This is a genomic window from Ruegeria sp. YTSC230 (genome assembly GCF_059609665.1).
In genome coordinates this window covers 278,789-294,274 of record NZ_JBXWMC010000004.1, presented here as the reverse complement: position 1 = coordinate 294,274, position 15,486 = coordinate 278,789, and the positions used below count along the sequence as shown (strand labels likewise).

20 protein-coding genes are annotated in these 15,486 nt (G+C 60.5%); 3 read left to right on the top strand and 17 right to left on the bottom strand.

The annotated features are described in order from the left end of the window. Nucleotides 1-4 precede the first annotated feature (4 nt). Together AC2FD9_RS10635 and AC2FD9_RS10630 are read left to right on the top strand one after the other, a co-directional pair. Entirely contained in the window at nucleotides 5-1,321 is a 1,317-nt protein-coding gene (locus tag AC2FD9_RS10635) for a pyruvate dehydrogenase complex dihydrolipoamide acetyltransferase (RefSeq protein WP_496836768.1), read from the top strand. Nucleotides 1,322-1,466: 145 nt separating this feature from the next. Next, a complete protein-coding gene (locus tag AC2FD9_RS10630) occupies nucleotides 1,467-1,703 on the top strand; it encodes a hypothetical protein (RefSeq protein WP_496836767.1) in 237 nt (78 codons plus the stop codon). A gap of 6 nt (nucleotides 1,704-1,709) precedes the next feature. Here the strand turns inward: AC2FD9_RS10630 and cysE are convergent, their stop codons facing one another. Next, nucleotides 1,710-2,519 (bottom strand): serine O-acetyltransferase, encoded by an 810-nt coding sequence (gene cysE, locus AC2FD9_RS10625; protein WP_108860363.1) that lies wholly within the window; start codon nucleotides 2,517-2,519, stop codon nucleotides 1,710-1,712. A gap of 84 nt (nucleotides 2,520-2,603) precedes the next feature. On the opposite strand from cysE, the gene AC2FD9_RS10620 reads away from it, so the two are divergent. After that, the gene (locus AC2FD9_RS10620) at nucleotides 2,604-2,942 is read left to right on the top strand and encodes a TraR/DksA family transcriptional regulator (RefSeq protein WP_496836764.1); all 339 of its coding nucleotides are present in this window, start codon (nucleotides 2,604-2,606) and stop codon (nucleotides 2,940-2,942) included. Here AC2FD9_RS10620 and AC2FD9_RS10615 read toward each other — a convergent pair. From AC2FD9_RS10615 to AC2FD9_RS10540, 16 genes are all read right to left on the bottom strand, one after another. Then, nucleotides 2,923-3,219 carry a DUF7742 family protein gene (locus AC2FD9_RS10615; RefSeq protein ID WP_496836762.1) on the bottom strand — a complete coding sequence of 99 codons (297 nt, stop codon included), beginning with the start codon at nucleotides 3,217-3,219 and terminating at the stop codon, nucleotides 2,923-2,925. The two genes, AC2FD9_RS10620 and AC2FD9_RS10615, sit on opposite strands and share 20 nt — an antisense overlap. A 7-nt stretch (nucleotides 3,220-3,226) precedes the next feature. Next, nucleotides 3,227-7,201, bottom strand: coding sequence for a baseplate multidomain protein megatron (locus AC2FD9_RS10610; protein WP_496836761.1), 3,975 nt, complete (start codon nucleotides 7,199-7,201; stop codon nucleotides 3,227-3,229). 1 nt (nucleotide 7,202) lies between these two features. Next, complete coding sequence (locus AC2FD9_RS10605; RefSeq protein WP_496836759.1) at nucleotides 7,203-7,649, bottom strand: NlpC/P60 family protein; 447 nt, start codon at nucleotides 7,647-7,649, stop codon at nucleotides 7,203-7,205. Next, the gene (locus tag AC2FD9_RS10600; protein WP_496836757.1) at nucleotides 7,646-8,533 is read right to left on the bottom strand and encodes a phage/gene transfer agent baseplate hub protein; all 888 of its coding nucleotides are present in this window, start codon (nucleotides 8,531-8,533) and stop codon (nucleotides 7,646-7,648) included. Before AC2FD9_RS10600 ends, AC2FD9_RS10605 begins: the two co-directional genes overlap by 4 nt. Next, nucleotides 8,533-9,165 (bottom strand): phage distal tail protein, Rcc01695 family, encoded by a 633-nt coding sequence (locus tag AC2FD9_RS10595; RefSeq protein ID WP_282120465.1) that lies wholly within the window; start codon nucleotides 9,163-9,165, stop codon nucleotides 8,533-8,535. The genes AC2FD9_RS10600 and AC2FD9_RS10595 overlap by 1 nt, the downstream gene beginning before the upstream one ends. A 16-nt stretch (nucleotides 9,166-9,181) precedes the next feature. After that, nucleotides 9,182-9,844: an RcGTA-type gene transfer agent tail tape measure protein gene (locus AC2FD9_RS10590; RefSeq protein ID WP_496836756.1), complete on the bottom strand. Its 663-nt coding sequence runs from the start codon at nucleotides 9,842-9,844 to the stop codon at nucleotides 9,182-9,184. Next, the gene (locus tag AC2FD9_RS10585; RefSeq protein ID WP_282169352.1) at nucleotides 9,831-10,040 is read right to left on the bottom strand and encodes a rcc01693 family protein; all 210 of its coding nucleotides are present in this window, start codon (nucleotides 10,038-10,040) and stop codon (nucleotides 9,831-9,833) included. The genes AC2FD9_RS10590 and AC2FD9_RS10585 overlap by 14 nt, the downstream gene beginning before the upstream one ends. Further along, nucleotides 10,037-10,357 (bottom strand): gene transfer agent family protein, encoded by a 321-nt coding sequence (locus AC2FD9_RS10580; protein WP_496696790.1) that lies wholly within the window; start codon nucleotides 10,355-10,357, stop codon nucleotides 10,037-10,039. The genes AC2FD9_RS10585 and AC2FD9_RS10580 overlap by 4 nt, the downstream gene beginning before the upstream one ends. Before the next feature lie 4 nt (nucleotides 10,358-10,361). Then, nucleotides 10,362-10,775: a phage major tail protein, TP901-1 family gene (locus tag AC2FD9_RS10575; RefSeq protein ID WP_282169350.1), complete on the bottom strand. Its 414-nt coding sequence runs from the start codon at nucleotides 10,773-10,775 to the stop codon at nucleotides 10,362-10,364. A 20-nt stretch (nucleotides 10,776-10,795) separates the two neighbouring features. Next, nucleotides 10,796-11,209 carry a DUF3168 domain-containing protein gene (locus tag AC2FD9_RS10570; RefSeq protein WP_496836754.1) on the bottom strand — a complete coding sequence of 138 codons (414 nt, stop codon included), beginning with the start codon at nucleotides 11,207-11,209 and terminating at the stop codon, nucleotides 10,796-10,798. Then, entirely contained in the window at nucleotides 11,206-11,544 is a 339-nt protein-coding gene (locus AC2FD9_RS10565) for a phage head closure protein (RefSeq protein ID WP_496836753.1), read from the bottom strand. The genes AC2FD9_RS10570 and AC2FD9_RS10565 overlap by 4 nt, the downstream gene beginning before the upstream one ends. Beyond that, the gene (locus AC2FD9_RS10560) at nucleotides 11,541-12,140 is read right to left on the bottom strand and encodes a head-tail connector protein (RefSeq protein ID WP_496836752.1); all 600 of its coding nucleotides are present in this window, start codon (nucleotides 12,138-12,140) and stop codon (nucleotides 11,541-11,543) included. Before AC2FD9_RS10560 ends, AC2FD9_RS10565 begins: the two co-directional genes overlap by 4 nt. Before the next feature lie 169 nt (nucleotides 12,141-12,309). Continuing rightward, nucleotides 12,310-13,488 carry a phage major capsid protein gene (locus AC2FD9_RS10555; RefSeq protein ID WP_496836750.1) on the bottom strand — a complete coding sequence of 393 codons (1,179 nt, stop codon included), beginning with the start codon at nucleotides 13,486-13,488 and terminating at the stop codon, nucleotides 12,310-12,312. Nucleotides 13,489-13,522: 34 nt separating this feature from the next. Further along, nucleotides 13,523-14,068: an HK97 family phage prohead protease gene (locus AC2FD9_RS10550; RefSeq protein WP_496836749.1), complete on the bottom strand. Its 546-nt coding sequence runs from the start codon at nucleotides 14,066-14,068 to the stop codon at nucleotides 13,523-13,525. 26 nt (nucleotides 14,069-14,094) lie between these two features. Continuing rightward, nucleotides 14,095-14,313, bottom strand: coding sequence for a GTA head formation protein, RCAP_rcc01685 family (locus AC2FD9_RS10545; protein WP_108860356.1), 219 nt, complete (start codon nucleotides 14,311-14,313; stop codon nucleotides 14,095-14,097). Next, on the bottom strand, nucleotides 14,306-15,469 hold the full coding sequence (locus tag AC2FD9_RS10540) for a phage portal protein (RefSeq protein WP_496836746.1): 1,164 nt from the start codon (nucleotides 15,467-15,469) through the stop codon (nucleotides 14,306-14,308). Before AC2FD9_RS10540 ends, AC2FD9_RS10545 begins: the two co-directional genes overlap by 8 nt. Nucleotides 15,470-15,486 lie beyond the last annotated feature (17 nt).

Below are 15,486 nucleotides of genomic sequence, written 5' to 3'. Positions count from 1 at the left end.
ACAGATGCCCACGGAAATTCTGATGCCCGCCCTGTCACCGACCATGGAGGAAGGCACCCTTGCCAAATGGCTGGTCAAGGAAGGCGACACCGTCTCGTCCGGCGACCTGCTGGCCGAGATTGAAACCGACAAAGCCACGATGGAATTCGAGGCCGTCGACGAAGGCACAATCGGCAAGATCCTGATCCCCGAAGGCACCGAAGGGGTCAAAGTAAACACCGCGATCGCAGTCCTGCTGGAAGAGGGCGAGAGCGCCGATGACATCGCGGCCACGCCAGCTGCAACACCCGCGGCTGCGCCCACAGCCGCCGCGGGCAACGAGGCTGCCGCGCCAGCGGCGTCCGAGGCGCCCGCCCCTGCTCCGGCTGCTCCGGCCAAGGCGGATGGCGGTCGGATCTTCGCATCTCCGCTGGCCCGCCGTATCGCGGCCCAGAAAGGTCTGGATCTGGCGCAGATCGCTGGTTCTGGCCCACATGGGCGGATCGTGAAAGCAGATGTCGAAGGCGCAACTGCAACTGCCCCGGCTCCGGCTCCGGCTGCCGCATCCGCACCCGCCGCTGCTGCACCGGCAGCCGCCGCAGCTCCGGCCGGTCCGTCCGCGGATGCTGTTGCCCGGATGTACGAAGGTCGCGACTACGAAGAGATCAAGCTTGACGGGATGCGCAAGACCATCGCTGCCCGCCTGTCCGAGGCCAAGCAGACGATCCCGCATTTCTACCTGCGCCGCGATATCAAGCTGGACGCGCTGCTCAAGTTCCGCAGCCAGCTGAACAAGCAGTTGGAAGGCCGCGGCGTAAAGTTGAGCGTCAACGACTTCATCATCAAGGCCGTAGCCAACGCGCTGCAACAGGTTCCCGCCTGCAACGCTGTCTGGGCCGGTGACCGGGTTCTGCAATTGAAACCCTCGGACGTAGCGGTCGCGGTTGCGATCGAAGGCGGTCTGTTCACACCGGTCCTGCAGGACGCCGACACCAAGTCGCTGTCCGCGCTCTCGGCTGAGATGAAGGACCTTGCCGGTCGCGCGCGTGAGCGCAAGCTGGCCCCGCATGAATATCAGGGGGGCACCTTCGCGGTCTCGAACCTCGGCATGTTCGGCATCGACAATTTCGACGCCATCGTGAACCCCCCGCATGCGGGCATCCTCGCGGTTGGGACAGGTGTCAAAAAACCGATCGTCGGAGATGACGGAGAGCTGGCCGTAGCGACCGTGATGTCCGTCACCATGTCGGTCGATCACCGGGTCATCGACGGTGCCCTGGGGGCTGAACTGCTCAAGGCCATCGTGGACAATCTGGAAAACCCGATGGTCATGCTGGCCTGAAATTAAGCGGGCTGTGCTGAAAATCACCAGCGCGGCCCACCCTATTCACAACTGTGACGTGAGCGTTTGTGATCACCGCATTTGTTGCGCAATCACACGCAGTTACCCACCTTGTTTGTTGAGGAACTTCAAACACAGGTGCGCCATGTTCTCCGACCATTCGACAAAACTCTTGCTGGTCGCAGCCCTTGCGATCGCTGTACCAACCGGCACCTATGCAAAGCCCAACAGCTATTTGGGTGAACATTCTGCCTTCAGCTCCGACCCGGTCGAAACCGCCAAGCGTGAAGCCGAGCGCGCCAAACGGAAAAAAGAGCGGAAAATGAGGCGTGAAGAACGGCGTCGCAAGCGATTGATCGAAAAGAACAATCGCTTGAACTGACTTGAGTTACTGGTCTTTGCCCAGCATGTGGTCCATCGAGATCGACGGCTGATCACACCCGGCCTCTCCGACGATTTTCGCCGGGATCCCGGCCACGGTTTTGCACGCAGGAACCTCTTGCAGCACGACTGAGCCTGCAGCGATACGGCTGCAATGGCCGACTAAGATATTCCCCAGAACCTTGGCACCGGCACCAATCAGCACGCCGTCGCCAATTGTGGGGTGGCGCTTTTCTTCTTCTTTTCCAGTCCCACCAAGAGTCACCGAATGCAACATCGAGACGTTGTCGCCGACAACGGCCGTTTCACCGATCACGATGGAATGCGCGTGGTCGATCATGATCCCCTTGCCGATCTTTGCCGCAGGGTGAATATCGATCCCGAAAATCTCGGACGAGCGCATCTGAAAGAAATATGCCAGATCATGCCGCCCTTTGCGCCACAACCAGTGTCCCACGCGATAGGCTTGCATGGCCTGATACCCTTTGAAGTACAGGATTGGCTGCAACAGACGGTGGCAAGCCGGATCGCGTTCATAGACAGCCATCAGATCCGCGCGCGCGGCCTCGATCAGCGAGGCGTCGTTGGCATAGGCTTCGTCCACGATCTCACGCAGCACCATCATCGACATTTCGTTCGAGCACAGCTTGGCCGCAATCCGGTAGGACAGCGCCCGCTCCAGGCTGCGGTGATGCAAAATACAGGCATGCACCAGCCCGCCCATCAAAGGCTCGATTTCGACGGCCGTCTGAGCTTCGGTCGTGATGCGATCCCAAACAGGGTCTACGGTGGTCACGTGACTGCGCGTTTCGAACATGGCTTTTCATCCTTTGCTGCGCCTAGAATGCCATTTAGTTGTAAAATCACCAAACGCAAACCCGTGATCTGCAGGGCAACGAAAATGAATGAAACCCAGTTAGAGGATTTCGAAGCCCGTATCCGCGCGCGATTGGACGAATTGGCCGCGCATTCTGCGCTTGGAACCGAGGCACAGGCAGTTGTTGAACTGGACCAACAGGCAGTCGGGCGGCTCAGCCGGATGGACGCCCTGCAAAATCAGGCCATGGCCAAGGCTCAGCAAACAAATCGGGATATCGAAACACGCCGATTGTCAGTGGCCCTGACCCGGATAAAAGATGGAGAATTCGGGTATTGCGAGGATTGCGGCGAAGAAATTCCGGTGGGTCGTCTGAACCTTGATCCAGCGGCCAGCAAGTGCGTCAGCTGCGCATCCGGGTAACGCGGAATTGAACCAGGCATCGCAGAACCATCTCAAAACACTGGCAATATTGCAAATCGTCGAAACTTGGCTCGTTGACCAATGGACGGGTTCGGGCCACTGTCATCAATGAGCCATTGCCAAACAGCGGGTGTAACCGGCCTGTATGGCCGACATAAATGTCGGCCAGTTCAGCTTCGTTGATCATTCTGGTGCACAGGCGTTCCCGATCGGCAGGCGCCGCGTTTAGCAACACCCGCGCCGCGGCACTTACATCGCCATGCAAAACAGGACGCATGTGTGCCTTACCCAACCAGAAGACGTGCGGCGGGACCCGGCCCGTAGCTGGCTGAGATCTGTGCCACATCAACCTCGTATGCTCCGGTCACGCCATCGGCGGCTTTCATCGTTGATGGGTATGTCCAGCGCGGCTCTGACGAAACCTGTTCGCGTATTGCTGACCCGTTGATCCTGATTTTCACCAGATAGGATTCAGTCTCTTCCCCCAACGGCACGTCAAATCCATCCCAGCCATCGCCGTCCAGCCGGGTTCGACGTATCCACGAAATTTCGTCACCCGCTCCGATTTTTGCCAATTTGACATGCACCGGAGCATATGGCCGAAGTCCGTTGCCGTTGAAGGCGTGAACCTGGTGGAGGAAAGAAGGATCGTCATAGGCACGCGTTCCGGGTCCGATGCGATAGTGTTTCGCCACCCGCCTTTCAGACCGCAACAGCCCGGTTTGGAACACTCTTTCATCGAGCAAGACAAAAGTTGAACCTTCAGGCCAGGTGTCAGGCATGACACTGTCCGTCCCCAATTGCCCGCGCAGGCGCCCTGAAAGGGCGTAGGTCCCCTGACCCACAAGTTCGGCGCTGGCGAACTGGAACAGTTCCCAGTTGCCGGGCGTCCCGTCCCCTATTGCGGCCAGATTGGCACCATTCAACAAAGCGTCGCGCGGGCGCGATTCCAGCAAGCCATCGACCAGCCTGACGCGCAGCGGCGCACCGTCGTCCCAAACCCCTAGGCCGGCGCGCCGCAAAGGCGATTGAGTAAACCCGATGACGGCCTGTGCCGAGATAACCTCTTGCAAGGTATAATCCTCATCATTCACGGCCGAATACACTGCGGCGCTGCCAGGCCAGGGGTCGGCGGACACAGCCAGGAAAGGCGCATGCGGCACCTCTGAGCCGGTTATCAGCGGCAGATCCATGAAAACCGGCAGAACCGGAACCGGGGCGACGAAGGGCTTGGTCGAGACTATGTCATCAGGCAGGTCAGACGGCGCGTACATTCCTGGTTCGATCCGAACAGCATCCGCCAATTGCATCTCGGCTTGTTCCAGTCGATCGATCCTGAAACGCGCACCCAGCCCGCTCTCATCCAGGCTGACGACATCCCCCGCGCCGATGTGCCCCAACGAAGGCGGCAGCGCAAAGCGCACGGTTTCGCGGGACACCCGCGCCTCGCTTAGCCACCGTTCCGCCGTCTGGCGACCTTCGGCACGTGTCATGGACAGGGGCATCTCGTTGACGGACACCGAATGGGTCCGCGTGTCGGGCAGAACGGCCTCTTCCGCGACGATGTCATGATCCCCATCCGATTGGACAAAGCGCAAGCGCACCCTGCCCGTCATTTCAGCCTCGGCTTCGCGGCGATGTTCGATACCGGCCTCAATATCAGAGCTGAGCGCCAGATGCTCCTGTTCCAGCGCGATGGCGCGTTGCCCATTGCGCATCTGAAACCGCAATACGCCATCCCGCTCGATTGCATCGAAACCATAGCGCAGCATCAGCGGCTGCAACGCTGATCGCGCGTCTGAGACCTGTTCAATAGCATAGCCGCGCACCACACCATAAAGGCGCGACGTGTCGATGTCGGTCACCCCAGCCCCATGACAAATCTCGGTCACTACCGATGCCAGCGTGCGCGACCCCGACCGCCCGTTCAACCAATGCCCTCGCGCGTAATTCTCGCCATCACTCCACTGGCTTTGCATGTTCGGGAAGGTTGGATACGGCCGCGCATCCCAGGCCCAGACATAAGCGTTGGACAGATCAATCATGCGGCCGCCGTAAGTATTGGAAACCGGGTTATTTTTTGCCTCGGACCAATAGCCCAAAATCGCCTTGAGATATTGCACCTGAATGAAATCATCCCGCAGACCGTTGGAATAGCGCGGCAGCTTGGATTCCGAGGATTTCGGGTCCAGAAACTTGTTCGGCTGATTGGTGCCTTTGTCGATAGCCGCACAACCCAGTTCCGTGAACCAGATCGGCTTGGACCGAGGCACCCATGCGGTCCGATTGGCTTGACGCACGCCTCCGATCCGTTCGTGATGCGGTTGCGACCACCAGTTGCGAATATCCTTGTATCGCCAGATCCATGCCTCATCATGCGCCTGATCTTCGATCGCAGACCGGATCTGCGCTTTGGATTCCTCGGTCGAGGCGTAGTACCAGTCGTACCCTTCTCCGCCTTCAACGTTGCCGCGCAAGTAATCCAGATCATAGATCGCATCTACGCCCGCTTTGGCTTTGGCGTCGGCGTGATCTTCTCCGTCCCGCCAGTCAGACAGGGGCATGTAGTTGTCGATACCAACGAAGTCGATATTGTCATCGGCCCAAAGCGGATCCAGATGAAAGTACCGGTCGCTGCCAGCATCGACGGGTTTGTAACCGAAATACTCGCTCCAGTCGGCCGCGTAGCCGATTTTGGTGTTCGGCCCGAGGATTTTGCGCACTTCCGCCGCGAGGATTTGCATCTGCGCCACCGCAGGAAACCCGGTCGCGCCCCTGATCTGCGTAAGGCCGCGCATCTCGGATGCGACGCAGAACGACGCCACACCACCGGCTGCCTTGCAGAGCGCCGCATAGTGCAAAATAAACCGAAACAAACCCCATTCCTGCGGGCCGGTATAGGTGACGGTGCCATCGCCGACGACAAAGTCACCAGCGCGGGCCTGGCCAAAGAACTGCGCAACCTGCGCGTCAGCCCCGGCTGTCTTGTCCGGGGATCCGTTGCGGCCTGGTGCCTCGCTCAGCGTGATCCGCCCTCGCCAAGGCAGGTGCGGTTGATCGGTGGCATCAGACCACGGATCCGGCAGGCCATTGCCGCGCAATTGGTCCATCAAGATGAAGGGATAGAACATCACCCGCTTGCCGGATGTGTTCAGATGCCGGATCGCCTCGACCACCGACGCATCCGCAGGTGTCGCCCCATAAACTGGTCGATCATTTTCGATCTGAACAACCTGTGCAGCAGCTCGGGATACGCCTGATACGCTCCACGGCATGTTCTCGCCATCAAACTCTTTGTGCAGGACCTTTGGCTGCACCTTGCACTGACCGCACCGCAGATCGTCGCCAAACCACGACACGACAAGCGATACCGCTTCGCAGGCGGGTAATTCAGCATTCAGCGCGTGGGTCGAGGTGATCAGATCGGAAACGCCCGAAGCCGAATGCACGTTCGCAGCCCAGCTTTGCCCCTGCCCTTTGGAATAGTTCACCTGCCTGCTGGCCAAAGAATACTCGCCCGTACCCGGGATCATCGCCACGCCGCGCACGATCCGGGAAACAGCACCGGGCGTGTCTGGCAGCCCCGGCTGTTCCTGTCGGACAACTTCAAAGGAAAACTGCGGGACGCGGTTGCCGAATGAAGCAAGCTGTAGGTCCTCGATCACCACATAGGCGGTGCCCCGGTACGCAGGGACCTGTCCGGTGCCCTCGACCGCCTCGATCAACGGGTCAGGCAATTGATTGTCGGTGCCCTTGTACAGGCGCATATTCAGCCCGGCGCGCTCAAGCTCTTCACCATCGGCCCAGATACGCGAGATGTCAGATATCTGCCCAGCGCCCACCGAAATCGCCAGCGAAATCGAATAGCTGTAGGTATGCGTGGTCGTGGTTGTTGTGGCTGAGCTTGGCCGCCGCGACCCTTTCCCACCCCGCGTGGATTGGGTGGTCGTGCTGGTGCTGCGGGTTTCCAGAAAGTCCGATGCCCAGATGATCTGCCCGCCAACACGCATACGGCCGAACACGGTAGTGACCGAAGCCCCTTCTCCGGTTTCGGTCAGGCGGAAACGATCCAGACGCCCGGTTTCGACAACCTCGCTGCCGCCACCCATCACAGATTGACTCATTAACCGCTGGTCGATGACCCGCCCCAACGTTGCGCCGACAGCCCGGCCGATGATCGCTGTGGAAAGACCCGCGACAGTGCCACCGATCGAGCCGCCAAGAGCAGCCCCGGCTGCGGAAAGTACAATCGTAGCCATTTTACTTGACCTCCAGCGGAAATGCGAAACAGGCGACAACCCGGCGACGCCAAGGGTCGCTCAGGGCGTTTTCCACAACGCCGTGCCCGGAATATGCGTGAATGAACCGCGGGACCGCGCCGGTTTCGCTGACAACACCCACATGTTTGGCGACGCCGCCATCGCGCATGCGGAACAGCAATACGTCGCCTGCTGCCAGTTCCGAGGGTCGCTTTGATGTCAAATTCCGGCGGGCCGCATCCCACATGCGTTCATCCCCCTGCGGCTCTGACCAGTCCATGCTGTAGCTCGGCACGGACTCCGGCTCAGCTCCGTACAGCGCGCGCCAGATTCCGCGTAGCAATCCCAAACAATCCGCACCCACGCCCCTGACGGACGCCTGATGCACATACGGTGTGCCTAGCCATCGGCGCGCTTCTGCAACTATGCCCTGCCGGTCTACTGTCATCGCCTGCTGCCCCCTTTGTTCGGTTTGTCTTTCTTGGGAACAGCCATCACCCAGTCCTCACCCGGTAAGTCCGGAAAGCCCTGAAAGTTGATGATATTGTTGAATTTTCTTCGGCAGGTCTCCATTCGCTTATCGCACCCGGCAGTCAGCCGGACGCGATCACCGACTGTCAGCCCGCCACTGATCCCCGTCCATAAGGTGACATTGCGCCCCCCCGAAATACGCTCATCCTGTTTCACCGACGCCCAAAGACCCGAGGCCGTGCCGGAAATCACATCCAGACGGCCACGTTCGAACCATCCCATATCCGGCGCGTCCGCACCTTTCAGTTGAAGCACACTGCCTGCCGACAGGCTGACAATCTCCGCTTCTGCCTGAAAACCGGGCGCTGCCATGTTGAATCGGCAAGCGCCGTCGCCCAGCACTGCGGTGCAGGGTTTTTGGTAAATCCGCCCCAAGGGCCGGTTCAGCAGATCCGTCAGCCCTCGCAGCTCAGCATGAAACGCCCCGCCGCCGCGACGCATTTCCCCAATCGAGCCACGAAACTGCAACACCCTTTGTTCGGGGTTCGCCCAGTTCACCCGCCAGGCTCGGACCTGAGCACCGTCGAACCGCCCGGCTTCGATGTCTTCTTCCCTGATTGCCGCATCAGACAGCGCGCCCATCGCCTCGGAGTTGTCAATCGAAAGGCCTGTCGCCTGTTCGATCGCTGCCGCGGTCAGGCCACTGCTTGCCTTGAAGACCAGCCCGTCAAAGCGCAGCTCCATATCATGATCGGTAAACCCATAGACCTGCCCATCCGTGCGCGTGATGGCCCAGCATCGACAGGTTGTCGTCATCCCGCTTTGCAGGTGCTCCTGCAACCCCTGTGCATTACCGCCCATCAGACCCGCACCTCGACCACCGGAACGTTGGGCACGTCACCTGCCTGAAAGCTGGCCACGCTGGTCTGGATCTTGTCGGTGTCAAAACGAACGGGCACGTCAAATTCGAACCCTGCCGTAACCTCGACGTCTTGCGGTGGCGCGTTCGTAAACGTGACCCGGCCCCGCGCCAGATCTACCTCGAAATCCACGCCTTCGCGCATTTCGTCCTGCTCAAGGCCAAGTTTGACGGTCCCTAGAACTGGCTTGAGGATCGGACGGACGTATTTGACCCCGCCAGAGTTGTAGGTTTTCAACAACTGGAACTCGGTCGTCTTGCCGTCGCCACGTGCAATGACCTGATCGGCATTGTCTACCTCAGCCGTTGCTGCGCCCGACTTGAAGTCAGACCAATCCTTCCACCGAAATCCGAACATCTGCCCCTGCCGCGCCTCGAAGAACGAAATCAGCGCTTCGATATCGTCAAGCGAGCGCATCCCGAGCCCGGCATCATAGCGTCGTCTTGAATGGGCCCAGGGCGTGTTGCGTTCTTCAAACCCGTTGGCCAGTGTCACGATATCTGTGCGCCGCTCGGGACCGCCAACCGAACCAAAGCTCAAGCTGGCGGGAAATCTAACCTCATGGAAATTCATGGCCTGCTCCCTCAAGTTACCTGTTGCGATTGCCGCGCCCAAGTGCGCGGCTCATCTGCGCCGCAATCTGGCTTTGACTGCGACGGAACCCCTGCACGTCCGGGGTGGTGATGTTCATCACGACATTGACGGCACGCCCACCTCCCGAGGTGCGCACCCCAAGCTTACCGTCCGACCCGCGCGCCAAAGGCATGATCGCTTCGGGTCCGGCTTCCCCCATCAACCCGGTTCCGCCACGCATGGGAAATGTGGTTGGGCCGCTGACAACGCCGCCATTGGCGAAGGGCATCACCCGGCCTTGCGAAAAACTGCCACCGTCGGCAAATGGCAAAAGCCCCTGCACCAGACCGCCAACGGTTCCGGCCAGCATCCCGCCAAAGTGATCCGTCACCGGCTTGATCGCTGCCGAATATGCGGTGCGGATCATTGAATTCTTCAAAACGTCCAGCGCATCTGACAAGTTCATCCCATCCAGCACCACGCCATCGAAGGCTTTGCGCAACCCGCTGGACATGCCGCGTTCCAGCGTCGCGGCATCCTTGCCGGTTTCCTCAAACGCCGCGCTGATCCGTTTCATCTGGCCGTCAAAAGCAGCCGCCATAGATGCCGCGTCGCCCAGCGAGTCACCCAGCGCATCGCCGCGTTCCTGCAAGTCGTCAAACCCGTCACGATCCGTCATCACGCTCTCCTTGTAATTTATCCGGATAGGCCTTCAGCATCGCATCCAGGCCAGCCCGGTTCATCGCCGGAAGCCCTACGCCATGCCCCAACATCAGTTGCAATTCGGCTGGCGTCAGTCGCCAGAACTGATCTGGCGTCAGACGCAGACCGACAAGCGCAACCCGCATCAGGGCGGGCCAGTTGAACCCGCTCATGCCTGATCCGGCACCATGAAGGCCCGCGCCAACAACTCGGCTGCCGCACGCGCAGCTGCCATCGGGCCACCCTCGATTTCGGCGCTCAGCAGATCGGCGCGGTTGACGTCGCCGCCACCGCCGCGCAATCCGGCCACAATCAGCGCCAATACGTCACCACTGGAATAGGCTCCGCCTTCGAACCGTTGCACGAGTTCCACCAGTGAACCGGCACCCAGCTCTTGTTCCAATTCCGCTAAAGCACCCAGCGTCAACTTGAGCACCCGCCGCTCTCCATCGATGGTCAATGCCACCTCGCCCGTCCACGGATTGGCCATCGATTTACAGCGCCGTAAAGCTCAGCGCGCCCGCGCTGGCTAAACTCATCTCATAGGTCGCCTCGCCGTTGTGCGAGCCCGCATATTCGACACTTGTGACCTGAAACGGCCCGGCGACAATACCGAAATCCGGGATGATGACCTGAAAGTCCGGTGTTTCGCCGTCAAAGAACAATTGCCGCGCGCGTTCATCAGTCCCGGCGTCCTTGAACACCCCCGAGCCGGATATCGACGCTGATTTGACCCCGGCACCCGATAGAAGTTCGCGCCAGCCACCCTGACTTTCCAAGCTGGTGACATCCACACTTTCCGCGTTGAAGCTGACGCGCGTGGCGCGCAATCCCGCGATCGTTTCGAACAGACCGCTACCGTTCATATCCACTTTGACCAACAGGTCCTTGCCGTTCTGGGCACCCATATGCTCTCTCCGTTGATTGGTTAGTCGTCTTCCACGCGGGCGCGGAATTTCAGGTCGATCTGGCGGATCGCTCCACCGGTCCCGGTGCGCCGGGCTGATGCGCGCTCGAACCAAAGGCCCACCAGCCGCCCGCGATCAAGGCTGGGCATGGCACCCTCCAGCGCGTCACACACAGCTCCTGCCAGGGTCTTGGCGGCCCCGAACCCTGCGGCTTCGGACACGACCGAAACCGTGAACCGATGAACCGCACCCCCGCCCGATCGGTCAGAGACATCACGAACTTCTTCCGGTCCCAGCGTCACATAAGTCTGTGGTACTGCTCCGACTGGCAGCGCGTCATATATTGCGCCACCCGACAAATCGTTAACCTGCGCGTCCTCTGAAATCTGCTTGAACACCGCCGCCTGGAGGGCGGCTGAAACGCCATAGCTCATGCTGCTACCTCCTCATCCGCGAAACAGATCAGGTACTGGCCGCGCGGATCACGCTCAGCGACAGCGCGGATGACAAAGCGACGTGCGCCCTCAGCAAAGCGCTGATCCGGCGATGGCCGCGTGGTCGAACCCGTGGGCGCCCCCCGGATCACGATGCGATAGCCGACTCGCGAAATAGGGACACCAGCCACCTGCCGCTCGGACCCGCTGCGCGCGGTCACCTCGGCCCATACCGTGCCCAGCGGCACCCAGGTTTCGGTGTATCCGCCTGACCCATCGGCCATGCGCACCGGCGCCTCCAACTCCAGCTTTCTGTTCAACCGCGGCGCTTTCATTGCATCACCCCAGCGCCAAACCGAACTGTGCGATAGCGTTGGATCAGACTGGTAACGCCAAATGGCATGCACCCGGCACCCAGCGCTGTCTCGTCGCGGTATTCGTAATAATGCGCGGCCAGCAACAGCACCGCCTGCCCCAGATCGGCGGGCAACCCGCCCCAATCCGCTGCCATCCCAGCGGCAAAGACGATCCTGACAGAACCACCCTTTGGCATCTTCGGCATCAGTGGCCCCATTGGCCTAAGACGGGGACGCTGCGCATCTTTTTCCAACCGGTATCTATCCGGGGTGACGACCGTCTCTGCATCGTCTGCATCTGCCAGCGTCACACTCTTGACCTCGGTGACCGGAGCCACCGGCAGCACCTCTCCCGATTGGTCTCGCCATACCTTCAGGCTCCAGGAAAAATCGCGCTCGATCAGAACCTTGCCAGTGCGCGCTTCGATGGCCGCAACGGCTGCGCGCAAAAAGCCTTTCAGCACATCGTCCTGTACGCTGTCTTCGGCAAAGCCCGTGCCCAGCCGCAGATGCGCCTTAAACTGATCCACCGGCAGCGCCGCATCCGCGATGGCGGTTTCTTCGATCAACATCATCCATTCACTCCGCAATCTCGGACCCCTCCGGGGCCTCACTCAAGAAAATGACGGGCACGCGCCGCCTCACGTTGCTCGGACGGAGGGGAGCAGCTAGACAACGCAGGGGATCTCACCCCGGCCCGCGCCCGCACCCGAGGGGCCAATGACCCCCCGGATCCGTCACCGCTTAGGCGGTGCCGAATTTCACCAGCTTGATCGCGGCAAAGTCGCTCACGTCGCCGCCGACACGCTTGGTCGAATAGAACAGAACGTGCGGCTTGGCGCTGAACGGATCACGCAAGACGCGCAGATCAGGGCGCTCCGCAATAGTGTACCCGGCTTGGAAATCACCAAAGGCAATCGAGAAACTGTCGGTGCCCGCATCCGGCATGTCCTCGGCAATCAGCACCGGGTAACCCATGAGACGCGCGGGCTCACCCGCAGCCAGCCCGTCCGACCACAGGAAGCGACCATCACTGTCCTTCAGCTTGCGGATCACCCCGGCTGTTTTTGAATTCATCACAAAGGTGCCGTTGACGCGGTACTGCGCGCCCAGCGCATAAACCACATCGACAATCGCATCCGCATCGACACCACCGTCAATGCCGGTCGGGACATAGCCCAGATTGCCCCAGGTCCAGACATCATTGTCGACCTTGGCATGGTTCAGAATGCCATTAGGTTTGTCCGCGCCATCGCCCGAGATGAACGCTGCCGCTTCGGCACGGGCAAACTTGTCGGCAATTCGACCGGCCAGCCATCCTTCGACATCAAACGCGCTGTCATCCAGCAAACGTTGCGACGCCTTGGGCAGCGCGCTCAGTTCGTGCAGGACAATCGAGATTCGATCAATTGACGGGGTCGCTGTCTCGGTGGCCGCTGAGCTTTCATCCGCCCAGCCGGCGCCCACGTCAGTGTGGTCGATCAACACGTCGAACGAATTTGCCTCGACATTCACTACCGAAGCGATCGAACGGATCGAGGCCGTGGATTTCAGCACCGACTTGATCATCTCGGCGGTTTGCGGATCGACCAGATATCCGCCATCGCTGTTAACGGCGCTGGACAGCGATTTGGCCTCCATATCAAGACCACGCAGGCCGTCATCGTCACCGCATCTTACATAGGCGTCGAAAGCCTTCTGATGCGGCGCACCGTCCTCGATTGATGCCGCAAGATGCGGGCGCGCCGCGATGATTGATTTACGATCCAGCATGGTAAGTCGCTCTTCTGTCTGTTGCAGTTTGGTTTTAACTTCAGCCTTCAGGCCATAGAATTCGTTCACGAATCCAGTCATCGCCTGCTTCACCTCTTGAACCAGGGGCACACCCTCTCCGGTCAAGGCCGGGGTCTCGGTCTTGCTCATCAGAACTTCCTTATTTGGGTGGGATTGAGGCGCGCTAGGTTCGCGCCAACTCCTGCCGGGCGTGATCAAACACCTCGACAATACTGCGCAGGGTGTCCTCGGCGTCCGGGGTCGCCCCCTTTGCCGCTACCCGCGCACTGGGCAGCATCGGAAAAGTCACAAGCGACACCTCCCACAGCTCCAGTTCGGTCAGGACCCGATTGCCCTCTTCATTTTTTTTGGCTCGTTTGGTGCGATAGCCGATCGACAGCCCGTCAATGGCCCCGGCCCGGATCAATTCCGCGGCTTCACGACCTTTCTGCGTGCTTTCCAACATACGTCCCTTGACCCAAAGCCCGCGCTCATCCTCGCGCACGTCGTCCCAGACACCGATGGGCTGCGCCGGGTCGTGCTGCCACAGCATCTTGACCCGCTGACCTGCCGCCTTCAGCCCGGCCAACGACCTGCGATATGCGCCTTTCTGCACTACATCGCTCCCTTGATCGACCTGCCCAAACAGGCTGGCATAGCCCTCGATCACCGCGTCCTCGGTCACCGACAATCCATCGCTAAACCGCGCAAACTTGTGTTCTAAGTCCATGAACACCTCCTCATAAGCATTTGAATTCATGGCGACACCACCAGAATTGACTGAAACGCTTGCGCCAGGATCACCGCAACGACTCCATAGACCGTCAGCCACAGCCGTTTCTCCAGCCGCTCCATCATCTCTTCGATCTGATCCAGCCGCCTGCATAGATGCGCGTGCTGAATCTCGGCCACCCGTTCATGCGCAGCCAGACGCAGGCCCGGCGCACAGTCGAACGGCGGATACCCCTCAGCCATCTGTACGCTCCGGCAGCCCCAGCATCACGCGTTTCTCAGCGTCTGTCAGGAACTCGGCGCCGTTGACCCGCGCCCATTGCGCATCCCGCTCCGCCGACAGCGCTGGCACCTGATCCAGATCGGGTTTCAACACCAACTCTTCGCCAGTGAAGCCCACCAGCCATTCCGACACCGCCGCCGCCACCCGCGTCACCAGGGGCAGAACGGTCAGGCGATAGAATGCCCGGTTGGCCTCCTGATAGTTCGAATAGGTCGCGTCGCCTTGTATCCCCAGCAGCATCGGCGGGACACCGAAGGCCAGCGCGATCTCGCGGGCGGCGGCTTCCTTGGTCTTTTGAAACTCCATGTCAGAGGGTGAGAAACCCATCGGCTTCCAATCGAGCCCCCCTTCCAGAACCATCGGACGGCCTGCATTGCGCGCCCCGCGATAGTTCTGCTCAATCTCATCGGACAAGCGGCGGAACTGATCCTCGGCCATCACCCCATGGCCATCGCCGCCCTTCCACACCAGCGCGCCCGAAGGCCGCGCAGCATTGTCCAGCAGAGATTTCGACCACCGCGACGCGCTGTTATGCACATCAATCGCCATCGCTGCCGCCTGCATCGGCGAGAACCCGTAGTGGTCGTCTTGGGGGTGGAATGACTTGATATGACAGATCGCATCAGCCGGGAAACGATGCGTCTTGCCGCCCGCCGTATAGTCATACGCCTTGGGCCACCCATCCGCCCCCGGCACAACACTCATCCGGTCCGAGCGCAAGACGTGCAGTTCAACGGGCAATCCATCCTCGGCCTGGGCCGCCTCAACATAGGCGTTCCCCGACAGCAACAACTGCCCGAACAAAGCCTCCATCAACTCCGCCCGCCCCTGCGCCGCATTCGGACGGCGCATTAGGGATATGATTGGATGCACGTCATAGCGCTGCGCCTGATCCTGCAGCACCAGAGGCAGTGCCGCCGCCGCCTCGGCAATCAGCTTGACCGAGCGGAACCCCACCGGGTTCCCCGAAAACCCCGTCCGCGTCAGCGAAACCGCGTCCCTGGGGCTCCATGCCACGCGCCCACCGGCCTGCCACGCCACCACAGGCCCCGCCGCGCTCGCCTTCGCTTCGGGCGCTTCCCCAGCCGTTCCACGACGCAAGAAATCGAATACCATCTGTGCTCCTTTCTGCC